Annotated in this window: 11 protein-coding genes; 3 read left to right on the forward strand and 8 right to left on the reverse strand. The window is 55.3% G+C overall.

Translation table 11 applies throughout. The features are described 5' to 3' along the window. Positions 1–46 precede the first annotated feature (46 nt). On the forward strand, positions 47–508 hold the full coding sequence (locus H7R56_RS01295) for a 4Fe-4S dicluster domain-containing protein (RefSeq protein ID WP_106924987.1): 462 nt from the start codon (positions 47–49) through the stop codon (positions 506–508). Here the strand turns inward: H7R56_RS01295 and H7R56_RS01300 are convergent. The 4 genes from H7R56_RS01300 to H7R56_RS01315 all read right to left on the reverse strand — a co-directional run bounded on the left by H7R56_RS01300 (position 500) and on the right by H7R56_RS01315 (position 7,332). After that, complete coding sequence (locus H7R56_RS01300) at positions 500–2,215, reverse strand: ShlB/FhaC/HecB family hemolysin secretion/activation protein (RefSeq protein ID WP_106924988.1); 1,716 nt, start codon at positions 2,213–2,215, stop codon at positions 500–502. The genes H7R56_RS01295 and H7R56_RS01300 overlap by 9 nt on opposite strands. Before the next feature lie 104 nt (positions 2,216–2,319). Then, positions 2,320–3,504 carry a collagen-like triple helix repeat-containing protein gene (locus H7R56_RS01305; RefSeq protein ID WP_182928494.1) on the reverse strand — a complete coding sequence of 395 codons (1,185 nt, stop codon included), beginning with the start codon at positions 3,502–3,504 and terminating at the stop codon, positions 2,320–2,322. A 361-nt stretch (positions 3,505–3,865) separates the two neighbouring features. Then, positions 3,866–5,119, reverse strand: a complete 1,254-nt coding sequence (gene avtA, locus H7R56_RS01310; protein ID WP_106924990.1) for a valine--pyruvate transaminase — start codon at positions 5,117–5,119, stop codon at positions 3,866–3,868. Between the two features lie 173 nt (positions 5,120–5,292). Then, positions 5,293–7,332, reverse strand: coding sequence for an alpha-amylase (locus H7R56_RS01315; protein WP_106924991.1), 2,040 nt, complete (start codon positions 7,330–7,332; stop codon positions 5,293–5,295). Between the two features lie 307 nt (positions 7,333–7,639). Between H7R56_RS01315 and H7R56_RS01320 the strand changes: the two genes are divergently transcribed. Continuing rightward, a complete protein-coding gene (locus H7R56_RS01320) occupies positions 7,640–8,461 on the forward strand; it encodes a protein bax (RefSeq protein ID WP_106924992.1) in 822 nt (273 codons plus the stop codon). Positions 8,462–8,520: 59 nt separating this feature from the next. Here H7R56_RS01320 and xylR read toward each other — a convergent pair whose 3' ends face one another. The 4 genes from xylR to xylF all read right to left on the reverse strand — a co-directional run bounded on the left by xylR (position 8,521) and on the right by xylF (position 13,553). Continuing rightward, positions 8,521–9,705 carry a D-xylose utilization transcriptional activator XylR gene (xylR, locus tag H7R56_RS01325; RefSeq protein ID WP_106924993.1) on the reverse strand — a complete coding sequence of 395 codons (1,185 nt, stop codon included), beginning with the start codon at positions 9,703–9,705 and terminating at the stop codon, positions 8,521–8,523. A gap of 71 nt (positions 9,706–9,776) precedes the next feature. Then, positions 9,777–10,958 carry a xylose ABC transporter permease XylH gene (xylH, locus tag H7R56_RS01330; RefSeq protein WP_106924994.1) on the reverse strand — a complete coding sequence of 394 codons (1,182 nt, stop codon included), beginning with the start codon at positions 10,956–10,958 and terminating at the stop codon, positions 9,777–9,779. After that, positions 10,936–12,477, reverse strand: a complete 1,542-nt coding sequence (locus H7R56_RS01335) for a xylose ABC transporter ATP-binding protein (RefSeq protein ID WP_106924995.1) — start codon at positions 12,475–12,477, stop codon at positions 10,936–10,938. Before H7R56_RS01335 ends, xylH begins: the two co-directional genes overlap by 23 nt. Positions 12,478–12,560: 83 nt before the next feature. Beyond that, positions 12,561–13,553, reverse strand: a complete 993-nt coding sequence (gene xylF, locus H7R56_RS01340) for a D-xylose ABC transporter substrate-binding protein (protein ID WP_106924996.1) — start codon at positions 13,551–13,553, stop codon at positions 12,561–12,563. Positions 13,554–13,913: 360 nt separating this feature from the next. Here xylF and xylA point away from each other — a divergent pair, with 360 nt between their 5' ends. Next, on the forward strand, positions 13,914–15,236 hold the full coding sequence (gene xylA / locus H7R56_RS01345; protein WP_106924997.1) for a xylose isomerase: 1,323 nt from the start codon (positions 13,914–13,916) through the stop codon (positions 15,234–15,236). Positions 15,237–15,247: the final 11 nt, after the last annotated feature.

Below are 15,247 nucleotides of genomic sequence, written 5' to 3' on the forward strand. Positions count from 1 at the left end.
CCCACTCTGGCACTCTTAGCGTTTATCAACCATCACGGAGTGGGAAATGAACCCGTTTATTGTCGCCGATTCTTTAAAATGCATCGGCTGCCGTACCTGTGAAGTTGCCTGCGTGGTGGCACATCAAGATCAGCAGGCGTGTCATACCGTCTCGCGTGAAGCCTTTTTGCCGCGCATTCGAGTGGTGAAGGGGGATTCGTTTTCAACGGCGGTAGCCTGCCATCAGTGCGAAGATGCGCCGTGCAGCAACGTTTGCCCGACGGGGGCGATCGTGCGAGAAGGCGAGACGATCGCCGTCGATCAGTCGCGCTGTATTGGCTGCAAAAGCTGTATGCTGGCATGTCCGTTCGGGGCGATGAACGTCACGATGCAGCAGGCCAGGCCGCGGGCGATTAAGTGTGACTTGTGTCGTCACCGCGAAGAAGGGCCTGCCTGCGTGGCCGCCTGCCCTACGGCGGCGCTGGCCTGTGTCGATGTCGGCCAGCGTACCGCGGCGAAATTAATGTAGATTGTTGAAGTTCCAGCTGAAGGTCAGGCTGTAGCGCCATTCCCGGTTGTGCGTGTCGGTGGGTTTATCTCCGACCGGACGCGCGGCTTCGACCGTCACGCTGTAGTGCTTGTTATCACCGACCATGACCCCGGTCGCCACGGATGCCAGCCGCTGGTGGGGGTAGCCCGGCGCGTTGAACCAGGTTTGCGCGGTATCGGCAAGGACGTAAGGCTGCACGGTGGCAAGCCAGGTGCTCTCTTTACGCTGATGCAAATAACGCAGCTCAACCTGCCCGCCGTAGCCGTAGTCGCCGCTGGCTTCGCCATCCTGATAACCACGACCAAAACGTTGGGCGCCGAAACTGACGCGCTCTGGCTCCGGTAAATCATTGTCCGACCAATCGCCTTCCATTGACGTCGAAAGTCGCCATGTATCGGTGATCATCCATGCTGCATCAATATTGCTTTTCCAGAGGGTAAACGACAGGTCATTACCATAGACGGGCGCCGCATCGGACATCGAGGAGGCGTTAATACCCTGACGCAGGGTCAGCTTGCCGTTGATGCTGGCCCGATCGAAGGCCTGAAAGCCGTTCATCCCGAACTCAAGCGCCGGATAACGCACATGCGACTTTTGCGTCACGCTGTATACCGTTTGATCGCCGACGATAGCGCGAATGTGGTTATCGTTACGCCGGTCGGTATAGTCCATGCCACCGTTAATATTGAACTGCTGTTTTCCGGTCAGGAGCACCGGATAGCTTAACATTGCGCCGCCGTTGTACTGCGTGGTCTCCTGGCGTGAGTCAAAATACCCGCCAGGGAAATTCAGCAGGCGCGTGTAGTCGCGTGGATTATCGCGATAAAAGCTGCCCTTCAACTGCATCATCAGCCCTTCATCCGTCAGGAACTGCTGATAGTTCAGCCCCAGATAGGATTTGCGCGTCGAGCTGTCGAGAGGCACCAGGGTTGCGACGCCAAACTGATCGCCGTAGCTGGTCAGGTTGCTGAGTGAACCGGTGACAAACGCCATATTCTGGCTACGACGGGTGTCGATCGTAGATGAAATATCCCAGATATGCGGCTGGAAGCTTTTCGCCTGCATTGCCGCCGCACCGTAGATATTCTGCGGCAGCTGGGCGTTGGCATCGACGGTGACGCCCGGGGTGCGCGTCATCAGCTGGGTGTAGCGATCGAAGGTGGACTGCGACAGTGGCTTTTCCGCCATAATTTTTGCCGCCAGCCGTTTTAACCGTTCGGCAATATTCGGATTATTGCTCTGGATATCACTGTGGGCGACATAGCCCTCCACCAGAACAATCTTGAGCGTCCCGTCCTGGAAGTTATTATCCGGTAGCCAGGCATAAGACAAGGGGTAACCGTCCGCACGATAGCGTAACGTAATATCATTAACCAGGCCGGTTAGCGTTTTTAATGGCACCTGCTTGTGTGCGTAGGGTACAAAAGGACGCAGCAGGTCTTTTAAGGGATAAACGGTGCCACCAATAAACTGAATATGATCAACTTTAATTAACGTTTCGGGCGTTAATTTATTTTTGGGGACACTTACGCTTAAACTGGGTGCGGCATTTACAGGGGGTTGCGTCGTACTGCTATGCTCTGCTTTTGCTGGGTTATTTGGGTCGATCAATGCGGGTAATGTGTCTGCTCGTGCAATATTAAGCAGAACAACCCCCGACAGCGCATAAAATAGGGTAGTTTTCATGACGCGTTCCTTGTGTATTTTATTGTGCAAGGATGATTATTGTTATTCTGCTGAAAATCGTGCCCCCATTGCGGGGGCACGGAAGGCATTAATCAATATATAGCTTATTTTTTTGTCGTTAACCCGGTAAGCAGCCCGGTGATACCACCCAGCGGGTTACTCGTCGTCGTTGTCCCGCTGCTGGTGCTTCCGCTGGCGGTGGCCGTCGTGGAGGAGCTGACGTTCAGGCTGCCCGTCAGCGAACTGACCGTCGCCCCCAGCGAGGCATTGGCCAGCAGTCCACCGCCGCTGCTGCCGGTACTGCTGCCGCTGCCGGTAGTCGCGGTGGCCGGTTTCACCAGACCGCCCGCATCGGTGACGATGTTACCGACGCTCGAGACCACCTGGCCTACGCCGCTCAGCGCTGGCGTTGTGGTGCCAACCTGGGTTCCGACGCCGCTGACGGCACCGCCGACCTGAGCCAGCAGACCGTTAACCGGCGTGCCTAATCCGGTCGCGGTGCCCACGCCCTGGGTAACGCCCTGTACGCCGGACAGCGTGTTATTCACCACGGAGGTCACGCCGGTTGTTGCGGCGGTGACGCCCGGGCTTTGCAGGGTGCTGGTCAATCCGGTTCCGGTGCCGCTAACGAGTTGTCCTGCGCTGTTAACGACGTTGCCGACAACGCCAGTCACCCCAGCAACGGGAGTGCCCGAGGTGCTGGTGGCCAGACCGCTACCGACGCTAGACACCGTGTTGCCCAGTACGGTTACGGTGCTGGTGGTTCCCTGCAGCGTCGTTCCCAGACCATTGGTATTGGAGGCATTGCCAAGGCCGTTAGTGACGCCGGTTCCCAGCGTATCGACGGCGTTACCCACGCCGCTAACCGTTGTTGAAATCGTCGAGGTGACCGGGTTGTTGCCGGTGGTGGTCGCCAACTGGCTGCCCAGACCGCTCAGCGTGTCGCCCACTCCGGAAACCGCGCTACCTGTGTCACCGATGATGCTGTTAACTGAATTCTGCGCGGTGGTGCCGCCACCGGTTCCACCGCCTGTGCCGCCGCCCGTTCCGCCACCGGTACCACCACCTGTGCCGCCGCCCGTTCCGCCGCCGGTACCACCACCTGTGCCGCCGCCAGAGCCACTGCCGTCACTGCCACTACCGTCGCCGCCCGAACCGCTGCCTTGGGTCGTGCCATTTTTGGCCGTTGAATGAGAGCCCCCGCCGCTTCCGCTACAGGCAGAGAGAGAGAATGCAATAAGAACCGCCACAGCAATAACGCTTAAGTGGCTAACGTTTTTAGAGTCCATGATCATACTCCACCAGTTAAAACGCCGAGTGCGTATTAGTCAGTGTAAGTTCAAAATTACGCCTTGCATGTGGCGTTTCTTTTCATACGAAAGGATGAATTAATCTGATTTAATTTAAGGATAAACAAAGTCTGCTATGTAAAATAATATGTTCTTAGGAAACATATCGTTACTTTGTTTTTAACATGTTAAGCAGCATTAAATAATCAATTGAGATATGTAGCGGTAATGAAATGAGGGGATAAATTGGGACTAATCCGATCGGTTGAATAAGGTGGGGTGAATGCTTTGTTATTTTAAATAACATAGAGAGACTGTTGGCTATATTAGCCCCTGAAATCAGAGGCTAATATATCATATATTACTGATGTTCCCGCCAGGCTATTTCAATTTCCTCGGCGAGGATTTTTACCCCGGCTTCAATTTTGTCCGGCTCCGGCACATAGTTCATGCGCATGCACTGGTGCGTATGTTCCCAGGGCTTATCCAATCCAGGGAAGAATACATCACCAGGGACCATCAGCACGCCGCGCTTTTTCAGGCGCTGATAGAGCGTTTCCGTCGTAATGGGCAGATCTTTAAACCACAGCCACAGGAAAATAGCGCCTTCCGGTTTGTGAATAAGGCAGCGCTCCTCCGGCAAATAGCGGCGGATCGTGGCGATCGTTTCCTGCACGCGCTGGTAGTAGAAAGGCTTAATGACCGTTTCTGACAGGCGCAGCAGATCGCGGCGTTTAATCATTTCACACATGATGGCTGGCCCAATCCCGCCTGGGGCGAGGCTGATGATGCCGTTCATATTGCTGATGGCGGTGATGATTTTCTCATCGGCAATAATGATGCCGCAGCGGCTGCCCGGCAGGCCTAATTTCGACAAGCTCATGCACAGTACGATGTTCGAATTCCACAGCGGCGTTGCCTGGCTGAAGATAATCCCCGGGAAAGGCACGCCGTAGGCGTTGTCGATGATAAGCGGCACGCCGTGCTGTTGAGCCAGCGTGTCTAACTGCTTCAGCTCGTCATCGGTGATGACGTTACCCGTCGGGTTGGTGGGGCGTGAGACGCAGATCATGCCGGTATCTTCGCCGATTGGCAGATTTTCGAAATCGACGTGGTACTTAAACTGGCCCTCTGGCAGGCGCTCAATTTGCGGGCGGGTGGAAACGAAAAGATCATCTTCGAGGCCCGCGTCGGCGTAACCGATATACTCCGGAGTGAGGGGGAAAAGGACCTTTCGAGTCGTACCGTCGGCGCAGCGGCCGGCGAACAGATTGAACAAGTAGAAAAATGCGCTTTGGCTGCCATTTGTCAGTGCAATATTCTGTGGGCCAATATCCCAACCTAATTCTTCGCGCAGCATCTCGGCGAGTACAACGAGTAGCTCATTTTTCCCCTGCGGACCATCGTAATTGCATAGCGCTTCAGCCGCTTTGCCGTTTTCCAGCATATCCGCCAGCAGATTATTGAAGTAGGCGTTCATCTCTGGAATCTGTGCCGGGTTGCCGCCGCCTAGCATGATTGCGCCTGGGGTGCGTAAACCGTCGTTGAGGTCCTCCATCAGGCGTGTAATGCCTGAATGGCGGGTGAATTTGTCGCCGAAAAGTGAAAATGTCATAGCCGATTTTCTATTGCTCATTCTGTGAAGTAGGTAACGATAACGCCACTCACGATGGGGTGCAAATGGGCTTTTGAGGGTTGGCTCAGTCGAAAAATTGAGAAAGTAGCGGATTTCTGGTTTTTTATTCTGTAAAGGCCCGCGCTCAAGCCGCGGGCCTGGAAGCATATAAATTAGCGGTTACCAGCCCAGATCACCATGACCTTGTCTTCACCGTGTACGCGAACAAAACCGTACCCGTCAGTCAGGCTGAGCGTTGTTTGCTGACCTTCGCCAATGGCCGAATGACGTGCGCGGAACTGTCCCAGTTTCTGCCAGTGTGCGACCGTATCGGCAGATTTTCCTGCGACGTCCTGCCAGTTCATTGACGATCGCGTACCCTGGAGCGGGTCGGAGCCGGTGGGGCCAAACGGGCGCTCGGACTCATCGCCGTAGAAGATTTGCACCGCGCCCGGTGCGAGCAGCAGCAGCTCGGCGGCGTTACCGCCTTTCTCCCGGAACAGACGGGTATCGTGCGATGAGAGGTAGCTCAGGACGTTAAACTGCTGCAGCTTGTCGGCCATTTGCTGCCAGGTCTGGTCGATATTCGCCAGGCAGGCGCTGGCTTTCGCGGCCTGCTCCTGGTAATCAAAGTTGATCATGGCGTCGAAGCCGTGGCGATAGTAGTCGCTTTGCATCACGCCGTGGCCCCACGCTTCGCCGGTCATCCAGAACGGCGCGTCGTCCATGGCTTTCTGCGGGTTGGCCTTTTTCCACGCTGCCAGCGCGTCCACCGACTGCGATTTAAGCTGCTGCCAGGCGGCAAGCTCAACGTGTTTGGCGGTATCAACGCGGAAACCGTCAATGCCGTAGTCGCGTACCCATTGGCTGAGCCAGTGGGTGAGGTAGTCACGCGGCGTAAAGCCGTCGATGGCGCGAGCCGCGGTATCCGGCTTATGGTGATAGAAGTTCGGTAGCCCACTGGGCACGGTGGATTCCGTTTTCAGGTCAGGTAAAAAGGCCAGCGACAGGGTTAAGTCATCGAAACCGGGGTTGTCATAGTCGCCAATATCGGTGCGGATCCACGCTTTACCCCACCATTTCTCCCATGCGGCTTTATCGCTGAAGTTGATGTAATCATTAAAACTGTGCCAGCTCTGCCCCGGACCGGGTCGCCAATCGGTCCAGCGCGATCCCAGCGTTTTCGTCAGTTCATCGCCTTTCAGATACAGCGCGCCGAACTGATACGTCTGCATGTCGGCGAGGGTGGCGTAGCCGGTGTGGTTCATCACAACGTCGAACAGAATGCGGATGCCGCGTTGATGAGCTCCGTCAACCAGCGCGCGCAGATCGTCTTCGTTTCCCATATTGGCATCCAGGCGGGTCCAGTCCTGGGTGTAGTAACCGTGGTACGCATAGTGCGGGAAATCGCCCTTAGTACCGCCGCCGACCCAGCCATGAATCTGTTCCAGCGGCGAGCTTATCCACAGCGCGTTCACGCCCAGCTGTTGCAGGTAGTCGAGCTTGCTGGTGAGGCCTTTCAGGTCGCCGCCGTGGAAGGTGCCAATTTCCTGCATCCCATCTTTATGGCGACCGTAGCTGTTGTCGTTGCTCGGATCGCCGTTGACGTAGCGGTCGGTCAGGACGAAGTAAACGGTGGCGTTGTGCCAGCTAAACGGTGCGCTGGCGGTGACGTCGGCGCTCTCCAGCAGCAGCAGGCCATTGCTGTTATCCGCTGGCTGTAGGGTTATTTTTCCCTGCGTCACGACAGCGGTCTGTCCGCTGTAAAAGTCACGCACGCGGCTGCCTTCAGCGAAGGTACTGCCGACATCAAGCGTCAGCGGCTTGCCGTCCCAGCGCGGGCATTGGCGTGCGTTGACCTTTACGCTGGCGTTATCCGGCGCGCTTTCGACGGCAATCGTCAGCGTGGGCGTGCCCGAACGGGTATCAATCTCGAGCGTGTAGTTGCCGTCGCGGAATAAGCGCCACTGTGGCGCATCGCCCTGGCAGGGTTCAAGCGACAGCATCTGATTCAGACGAATCGCCGTGGCCGGTTGCCAGCACTGTTGGTCAAGATTCAACCTTAACGGGCGAGTACCCTTTGTGAGCATTTTCTGACTGCTGAATTTTCCCGTGCCATCGGCGGCAAAAGCGGGGAAATCCTGCGTCGTCCAGCCGGCGGTGCTGGCAAAGGCGGGGAGCATGAGTAGCGGTATCAGGGCGGCGTGCTTCATAGCGTTATCCTATGTCAGAACGTTTTTTCCTAGTGTGCCAGCGGCTTATCACACTGTGCTCCTCCTGGAGGAAGGAGGAGGGCAAGGGCTGAGTGATGGCGGTCAAAATATGAACTAAAATGAGATGCGTCCGGCATTTTGTCGGCGTAGTTTGTCTTATGCTGAATCGCGTCCGTTTGTGCGTTTAGGAATCGGACTATTTCTCAGACGTGCGTTGGCGGGCTATTTTTGCTATAATTTGAGATTAAGCTCTCAATTTTATGAAATAAGAAGGCGTTGGAATGATGACATCCGACCAGGAGACCTAATGATATCGACTCCCATTCGACGATATGGGGCAGCGATACTTATGTTACTCATCTGTACTTTTTCAGGTGGGGTGTTCGCAAAAACACACACGGTAACAAAGCATCAAAAAGCCTCGGTAACAAAGACAAGTCATAGTAAGGCCAGCAGTAAACAAGAGTATTCTCGCAATAGTGTAAAGAGCAGTTCACTTCCTGATTTGCGAAAATACCCTTCCGGAACCCCAAGGAAAAGAGCGTTTCTCCGGACGGTAATGCCTTATATCACGAGTCAAAATGCTGCTATCACGGCGGATCGTAACTGGCTGGTATCAAAACAGTACGAAGGCCGCTGGTCGCCGTCTGAACGCGCGCGTCTGAAAGATATCGCCGCACGTTACAAAGTCAGCTGGAACGGCAATACCCGTAAGGTGCCGTGGAACGCGCTGCTTGAACGTGTCGATATTATTCCAGGCAGCATGGTCGCCACCATGGCGGCTGCAGAGAGCGGCTGGGGTACGTCCAAGCTGGCTCGCGCGAATAACAACCTGTTCGGCATGAAGTGCGGTAAGGGCTGTAAAAACGGCACGGGCTCGGTGAATGGTTATACCAAGTTCGACTCCGTGAAAGAGTCCGTTCAGGCTTATGCCACGAACCTGAATACGCACCCGGCCTATGCCTCGTTCCGTAAGTCTCGCGCCCAGCTGCGTAAGACGGATCAGGAAGTGACCGCGACGGCGATGATTCACAAGCTGAAGGGCTATTCGACCAAAGGTTCGAGCTATAACGACTATCTGTTCGCTATGTATCAGGACAACCAGCGTCTGATTGCGGCACACATGTAATTAGCGCTGAAGATAAAAAGGCCTTCCATTGGAAGGCCTTTTTGCTTTGTGGGCGGTGATTATGCCGGAATCAGCGTTTCGCTATGCTGCTCGCGATACTCTTTTGGCGTGGTGTCATACTCTTTTTTGAATACCGAATAGAAATACTGCAACGACGGGTAACCGCACATCTGCGAGATTTCATTGATCGACAACGAGGTAGAAACCAGCAGGCTACGCGCCTTTTCCAGCTTCTCGCTGTGAATGACCGCGTGGATGGTTTCGCCCACTTCTTCTTTAAAACGTTTCTCCAGGTTTGACCGGGAGATCCCCACAGCATCCAGCACCTGTTCGACCTTAATGCCTTTACAAGCGTTGTTACGGATGTAGTGCATAGCCTGAATCACGGCCGGGTCGTTCAGCGAACGGTAGTCGGTTGAGCGTCGCGCCATGACCCGCATCGGCGGCACCAGCACCCGCTGCAAAGGCAGCACCTCGTTATCGAGCAAACGCTGCATCAGCTTGGCGGCCTGATAACCCATTTGCCGCGCGCCCTGCGCCACCGAAGACAGCGCCACGCGCGACAGGTAGCGGGTCAGCTCTTCGTTATCAATACCGATGACGCACAGCTTCTCCGGCACGGGAATATGCAGGTGTTCACAGGCTTGTAGGATATGCCGGGCGCGGGAATCGGTAACCGCAATAATCCCGGTTTGCGGCGGCAGCGTTTGCAGCCAGTCGGCCAGACGATTCTGCGCGTGCTGCCAGTTCTCCGGCGCGGTTTCCTGACCTTGGTAGATCACGCCGCGGTACTTCTCTTTGGCAACAATCTGACTGAAGGCGTATTCCCGCTCTTCGGCCCAGCGTTTGCCGCTGGCCGCCGGCAGGCCGTAGAAAGCGAAGCGGTGAACGCCTTTCTCTTTAAGATGCAAAAAAGCGCTTTCAACCAGCGCAGAGTTATCGGTCGCAATGTAGTGAACGGGTGGGTACTGTTCCTGACGGTGATAGGAGCCGCCAACGCCGACGATAGGCACCTTAACGTCGGTCAGCAGCGCTTCAATAGTGGGGTCGTCGTAGTCGGCGATCACGCCGTCGCCCAGCCACTCTTTGATATTTTCGATACGCGCGCGAAAATCTTCCTCTATGAAGATGTCCCACTCTGACTGTGACGCCTGTAAATATTCGCCGACGCCTTCAACCACCTGGCGGTCAAAAGCTTTGTTGGCGTTAAATAACAGCGTCACGCGGTGACGTTTTCCAAACATGGTTCAGGGTTCCTCGTGAATCATGAGAGGGTGCCGCCGGCCACTGAATCGGCGACACCACGGCCAGGCCATTACGCGCGCCGCTTGGTGGCTGAATCCATCCAGACGGCAAGCAATAAAATCGCACCTTTGACGATATATTGCCAGAAAGTGGGCACGTCCATCATACTCATTCCGTTATCCAGCGACGCCATAATAAATGCCCCCATTACCGCCCCGGCGACGCTGCCGACGCCGCCCGCCAGGCTGGTGCCGCCAATCACGCAGGCGGCAATGGCATCCAGCTCGGCAATGTTTCCCGCCGATGGCGATCCGGCACCGAGGCGCGAGCTAAGAATCAGCCCGGCAATCGCCACCATCAGGCCGTTAATGGCAAAGACCGCCAGCTTGTTACGTTCGACGTTAATCCCGGAAAGGCGCGCCGCCTCAATATTGCCGCCGATGGCGTAAATACGGCGGCCGAATGCGGTACGGGTGGCCATAAACATACCGCCCAGCAGCAGCAGCGTTAACAGCAGCACCGGCGTTGGGACGCCACGATAGTCGTTGAGCAACCAGATAGCGCCCAGTACGATCACGGCGGTCAGCGCCTGACGTCCTACCACGCCGCCAGAGGCAGGCGTCGCTAGCCCCAGCGCCTGGCGACGCGTGCGCCCGCGCCACTGCCAGGCAATAAACGCCATCAGCCCGACGGCGCCGAAGGTAAAGCCGATGCCATCCGGCAGATAGCTTTGACCAATTTGCGACATTGCCGCGCTGGTCGGTGACACGGTGGTGCCGTTGGTGATGCCAATCAGGATCCCACGGAATGCCAGCATGCCCGCAAGGGTCACGATAAACGACGGCACTTTGCGATAGGCCACCCACCAACCGTTCCAGGCACCCAGCACCAGCCCCATGGCCAGCGTGACGATGATAGTCAGCGGCAGCGGCCAGCCGAGCCAGACGTCAAAAATTGCCGCCGCGCCGCCCAGCAGGCCCATCATTGAGCCAACGGAAAGGTCAATTTCGGCCGAGATAATGACGAACACCATCCCGACGGCGAGAATGCCGGTAATCGCGGTTTGACGCAGCAGGTTGGAGACGTTACGCGCGCTCAGGTAGGCGCCGTCGGTGGTCCAGGTAAAAAACAGCATGATCACGACAATTGCCGCGATCATCACGAAAACCTGTAAATTCAACGATGTTAGCCGCAGTGCCGGGGCCGTTGCCGGGGCGGCCAGTTTCATTTCAGACGGATTGTGTTTCGACATGGCGTTCGCTCCTTAAGGCGGCTTCCATCACGTTTTCCTGAGTCAGGTTATGGTTCACCAGGTTGGCTTTGAGTTTCCCTTCATGCATGACCAGCACTCTGTCGCTGAGCCCCAGTACTTCCGGAAGTTCCGACGAGATGACGATCACCGCGATGCCCTGTTGTACCAGCTGATTGATAAGCTTATAGATTTCGTATTTTGCACCGATGTCGATACCGCGCGTGGGTTCATCAAGAATCAGAATGCGCGGATTCAGCAGCAGGCAGCGTGCCAGAATGGCCTTCTGCTGGTTACCGCCGCTTAGCCGCCCGATAGCCAGCTCTGGCGATGACGTTTTGACTTTCAGACGCTCAATCGATTGCAGGATGCACTGCTGCTCTTTGGCATCGTCAAGGTTGCTGAACGCGCCGCTGAAATCATTGAGTGCGGCCAGCGTGATGTTCTTGCCAACCGCCATGACCGGCACGATCCCGTCCTTTTTCCGGTCTTCCGGCACCATGGCGATGCCGTGGTCAATGGCCTGCTGGCAGGTGCGGATATCGACCTGTTTGCCGTCAATAAAAATGCGCCCTTCCCAGCGCCCGCGCCAGACGCCGAACAGACACTGGACCGCCTCGGTGCGCCCGGCGCCGACCAGCCCGGCGATGCCGAGAATTTCGCCGCGCTTCAGGCTGAAAGAGACGTCGTTAACGCGCTTAATGTGGCGGTTGACTGGGTGCCATGCGGTCAGGTGTTCAACGCGGAGGATCTCATCGCCTGCGGCGTGTGGTTCGCTGGGGTACAGTGCCGTCAGCTCGCGGCCTACCATCATGGTAATGATGTCGTCTTCGGTCATGTTGGTCGCATCGCGGGTGCCAATATGCTGGCCGTCGCGGATGACGCAAATGGTGTCGGATATGGCCTTCACTTCATTGAGCTTGTGCGAGATATAAATGCAGGCAATGCCGTGGTGCTGCAGGTCGCGGATGATATCCAGCAGTATGGCGGTCTCTTGCTCGGTCAGCGAGGCGGTGGGCTCATCAAGGATGAGCAGGCGGACCTGCTTGTTCAGCGCCTTGGCGATTTCGACCAGCTGCTGTTGCCCGAGACCTAAATCACCGACGCGAGTGTCGGGGGAAATGGCCAGGTTGACCTGGGCCAGCAGCTTTTCACAGCGCAGGGTCATGGTGTCGTAATCCAGCACGCCGCGGCGGCTGATTTCCGCACCAAGAAAGATGTTTTCCAGCACGGTCAGATGCTTAACCAGAGCCAGCTCCTGGTGAATAATCGCAATACCCTTGCGCTCGGTATCGCGAATATGCGTAGGCTGCAGCGTCTCACCGGCGAAAATAATTTCGCCGTCATAGCTACCGTGCGGGTAAATACCGCAAAGAACTTTCATCAGCGTCGATTTACCGGAGCCGTTTTCCCCACACAGGGAAACAACTTCGCCTGGGTTTAATCTCAGGCTGACATTATCGATAGCCTTAACGACCCCGAATGCTTTGGTAATGCTCTTCATTTCGAGTAAATACGGCATAGGTACTTGTGCTCCACGTAAGCCTGGCTACCGGAGATTTCCGGCGGCTACGCTGCCCCGGCGATGTGGCCGGGGCATACTATTCAGAGTTCACTTTTCTTATGGAAACCGTCCTTCACGACGGTGTCATCAATGTTGGTTTTATTGACTTCGATAGGGGTTAACAGGCGTGACGGCACGTCCTTCAGGCCGTTATTCAGGGTGGCGTCAGCTTTGGGCTGCTGGCCGTTGCCCAGCTCGACGGCGATCTCTGCGGCGCTGTTCGCCAGCAGGGTAATCGGTTTGTACACGGTCATGGTCTGCGTGCCGTTGATGATGCGCTTCACGCCCGCCAGGTCAGCATCCTGGCCGGAAATGGCCACTTTGCCCTGTAAACCCTGGGCGCTTAAGGCTTGAATCGCGCCGCCTGCGGTGGCGTCGTTCGAGGCGACCACGGCGTCAATTTTGTTATTGTTGGCGGTGAGGGCATTTTCCATAATCTTCAGCGCGTTTTCCGGCAGCCAGCCGTCAACCCATTGATCGCCTACAACTTTAATTTTGCCTTCATCAATATACGGTTTTAATACTTTCATCTGGCCGGCGCGGAACAGCTTGGCGTTATTATCTACCGGCGAGCCGCCCATCAAGAAATAGTTACCCTGAGGGACCTGATTGACCAGACTTTGGGCCTGCATTTCGCCGACTTTTTCGTTATCGAAAGAAATATAAAAATCGATATCGGCATTATTAATCATACGGTCATAGGCCAGAACTTTAATACCTTCTTGTTTGGCTTCTTTAATAACGTTACTCAGCACCTGGCCGTTATAGGGAATAATAACAAGAACATCTACACCGCGGTTGATCATATTTTCAATCTGCGACATTTGCGTTTCTTCGTTGCCGTTGGCTGACTGCACGAAAACCTGTGCACCGAGCTGTTCGGCTTTTTTAACAAAGATGTCGCGGTCTTTCTGCCAGCGCTCAAGGCGCAGGTCGTCAATAGCCATACCGATCTTAACTTCTTTAGCGCTGCTCGCCATGCTGGTCAGAAGCAGCGAGGCGCAGAGCGTGAGGCAAAGGTTCTTTATCTTCATAATCGTAGTGCCTTCTGTAGGGATAGGGTAATGAGATTGGCGATAAAAGAAACAGCAATGACTAAACACGCAGCAATTTTTTAACATGTAAACGGCGGCTGGCAATTACAGATTTTTATCTTCTTATTACGATATTTGGTTTAATTGCTAATTTTTGACCGCGATCTGATTTTAAATTTATGGCGTGAAAAAATTACCGACATAAAACGGGACGCATCGCATTTTATTTTGCGAGCCAGCGCACATTTGTGGATTCTCTTAATAGCAGTGTGAAATAACGTAATTGAGCCGCGGTGATTCAGAATTCAGTATGACCAGACGAATTAATCCCTCGCCGCCTGTCAGATTATGGAGTCCATTATGCAAGCTTATTTCGACCAACTGGATCGCGTTCGTTTCGAAGGCCCGAAAACTGAAAACCCGCTGGCTTTCCGCCACTACAACCCGGACGAACTGGTGCTGGGGAAACGCATGGAAGACCATCTGCGCTTTGCCGCCTGCTACTGGCATACGTTCTGCTGGAACGGCGCGGACATGTTTGGTATTGGTTCATTCGACCGCCCGTGGCAGCAGCCAGGCGAAGCGATTGAGCGTGCGAAACGTAAAGCTGATGTCGCATTTGAATTTTTCCACAAGCTGAACGTGCCTTACTACTGTTTCCATGACATCGATGTTTCTCCGGAAGGCACCAACCTGAAAGAGTACCTGAACAACTTTGCGCAGATGGTTGATGTGCTGGCGGAAAAACAGCAGCAGAGCGGCGTGAAGCTGCTGTGGGGCACCGCCAACTGCTTTACTCACCCACGTTACGGTGCGGGCGCGGCAACTAACCCTGACCCGGAAGTGTTTACCATGGCGGCCACGCAGGTATTCACCGCCATGAATGCGACCCATAAACTGGGCGGTGAAAACTACGTGCTGTGGGGCGGTCGTGAAGGCTATGAAACCCTGCTGAATACCGACCTGCGCCAGGAGCGCGAGCAGATTGGCCGCTTCATGCAGATGGTGGTTGAGCACAAACACAAAATTGGCTTCCAGGGCACGCTGCTGATCGAACCGAAACCGCAGGAACCGACCAAACATCAGTATGACTACGATGCCTCAACGGTATACGGCTTCCTGAAACAGTTCGGTCTGGAAAAAGAGATCAAACTGAATATTGAGGCTAACCACGCGACGCTGGCGGGTCACTCGTTCCATCATGAAATTGCCACCGCGATTGCGCTGGGTCTGTTTGGCTCCGTGGATGCCAACCGCGGCGACCCGCAGCTGGGCTGGGATACCGACCAGTTCCCTAACAGCGTCGAGGAAAATGCGCTGGTGATGTATGAAATCCTCAAAGCGGGTGGTTTCACCACCGGCGGCCTGAATTTTGATGCAAAAGTCCGTCGTCAGAGCACGGATAAATATGACCTGTTCTATGGTCACATTGGTGCAATGGACACGATGGCACTGTCGCTGAAAGTGGCGGCGCGCATGATTGAAGGCGGTGAGCTGGATAAACGCGTGGCAAAACGCTATGCAGGCTGGAACGGCGAGCTGGGCCAGCAGATTCTGAAAGGTCAGATGTCGCTGCAGGATCTGGCGAAGTATGCTGAGCAGAATCAGCTGGCGCCGCAGCATCAGAGCGCTCATCAGGAGCTGCTGGAAGGGCTGGTAAATCACTACCTGTTCGACAAGTAAGCCTGGCGTCT

Origin of the sequence: Klebsiella sp. WP3-W18-ESBL-02, from assembly GCF_014168815.1 — a bacterium.
GTDB classification, from domain to species: Bacteria; Pseudomonadota; Gammaproteobacteria; order Enterobacterales; family Enterobacteriaceae; genus Kluyvera; species Kluyvera ascorbata_B.

Coding starts and splice junctions, on each gene's coding strand:
- H7R56_RS01305 (WP_182928494.1), bottom strand. CDS start 3,504: ATGGACTCTAAAAACGTTAGCCACTTAAGCGTTATTGCTGTGGCGGTT.
- xylA (WP_106924997.1), top strand. CDS start 13,914: ATGCAAGCTTATTTCGACCAACTGGATCGCGTTCGTTTCGAAGGCCCG.
- H7R56_RS01315 (WP_106924991.1), bottom strand. CDS start 7,332: ATGAAGCACGCCGCCCTGATACCGCTACTCATGCTCCCCGCCTTTGCC.
- xylR (WP_106924993.1), bottom strand. CDS start 9,705: ATGTTTGGAAAACGTCACCGCGTGACGCTGTTATTTAACGCCAACAAA.
- H7R56_RS01335 (WP_106924995.1), bottom strand. CDS start 12,477: ATGCCGTATTTACTCGAAATGAAGAGCATTACCAAAGCATTCGGGGTC.
- xylF (WP_106924996.1), bottom strand. CDS start 13,553: ATGAAGATAAAGAACCTTTGCCTCACGCTCTGCGCCTCGCTGCTTCTG.
- xylH (WP_106924994.1), bottom strand. CDS start 10,958: ATGTCGAAACACAATCCGTCTGAAATGAAACTGGCCGCCCCGGCAACG.
- H7R56_RS01300 (WP_106924988.1), bottom strand. CDS start 2,215: ATGAAAACTACCCTATTTTATGCGCTGTCGGGGGTTGTTCTGCTTAAT.
- H7R56_RS01320 (WP_106924992.1), top strand. CDS start 7,640: ATGATATCGACTCCCATTCGACGATATGGGGCAGCGATACTTATGTTA.
- avtA (WP_106924990.1), bottom strand. CDS start 5,119: ATGACATTTTCACTTTTCGGCGACAAATTCACCCGCCATTCAGGCATT.
- H7R56_RS01295 (WP_106924987.1), top strand. CDS start 47: ATGAACCCGTTTATTGTCGCCGATTCTTTAAAATGCATCGGCTGCCGT.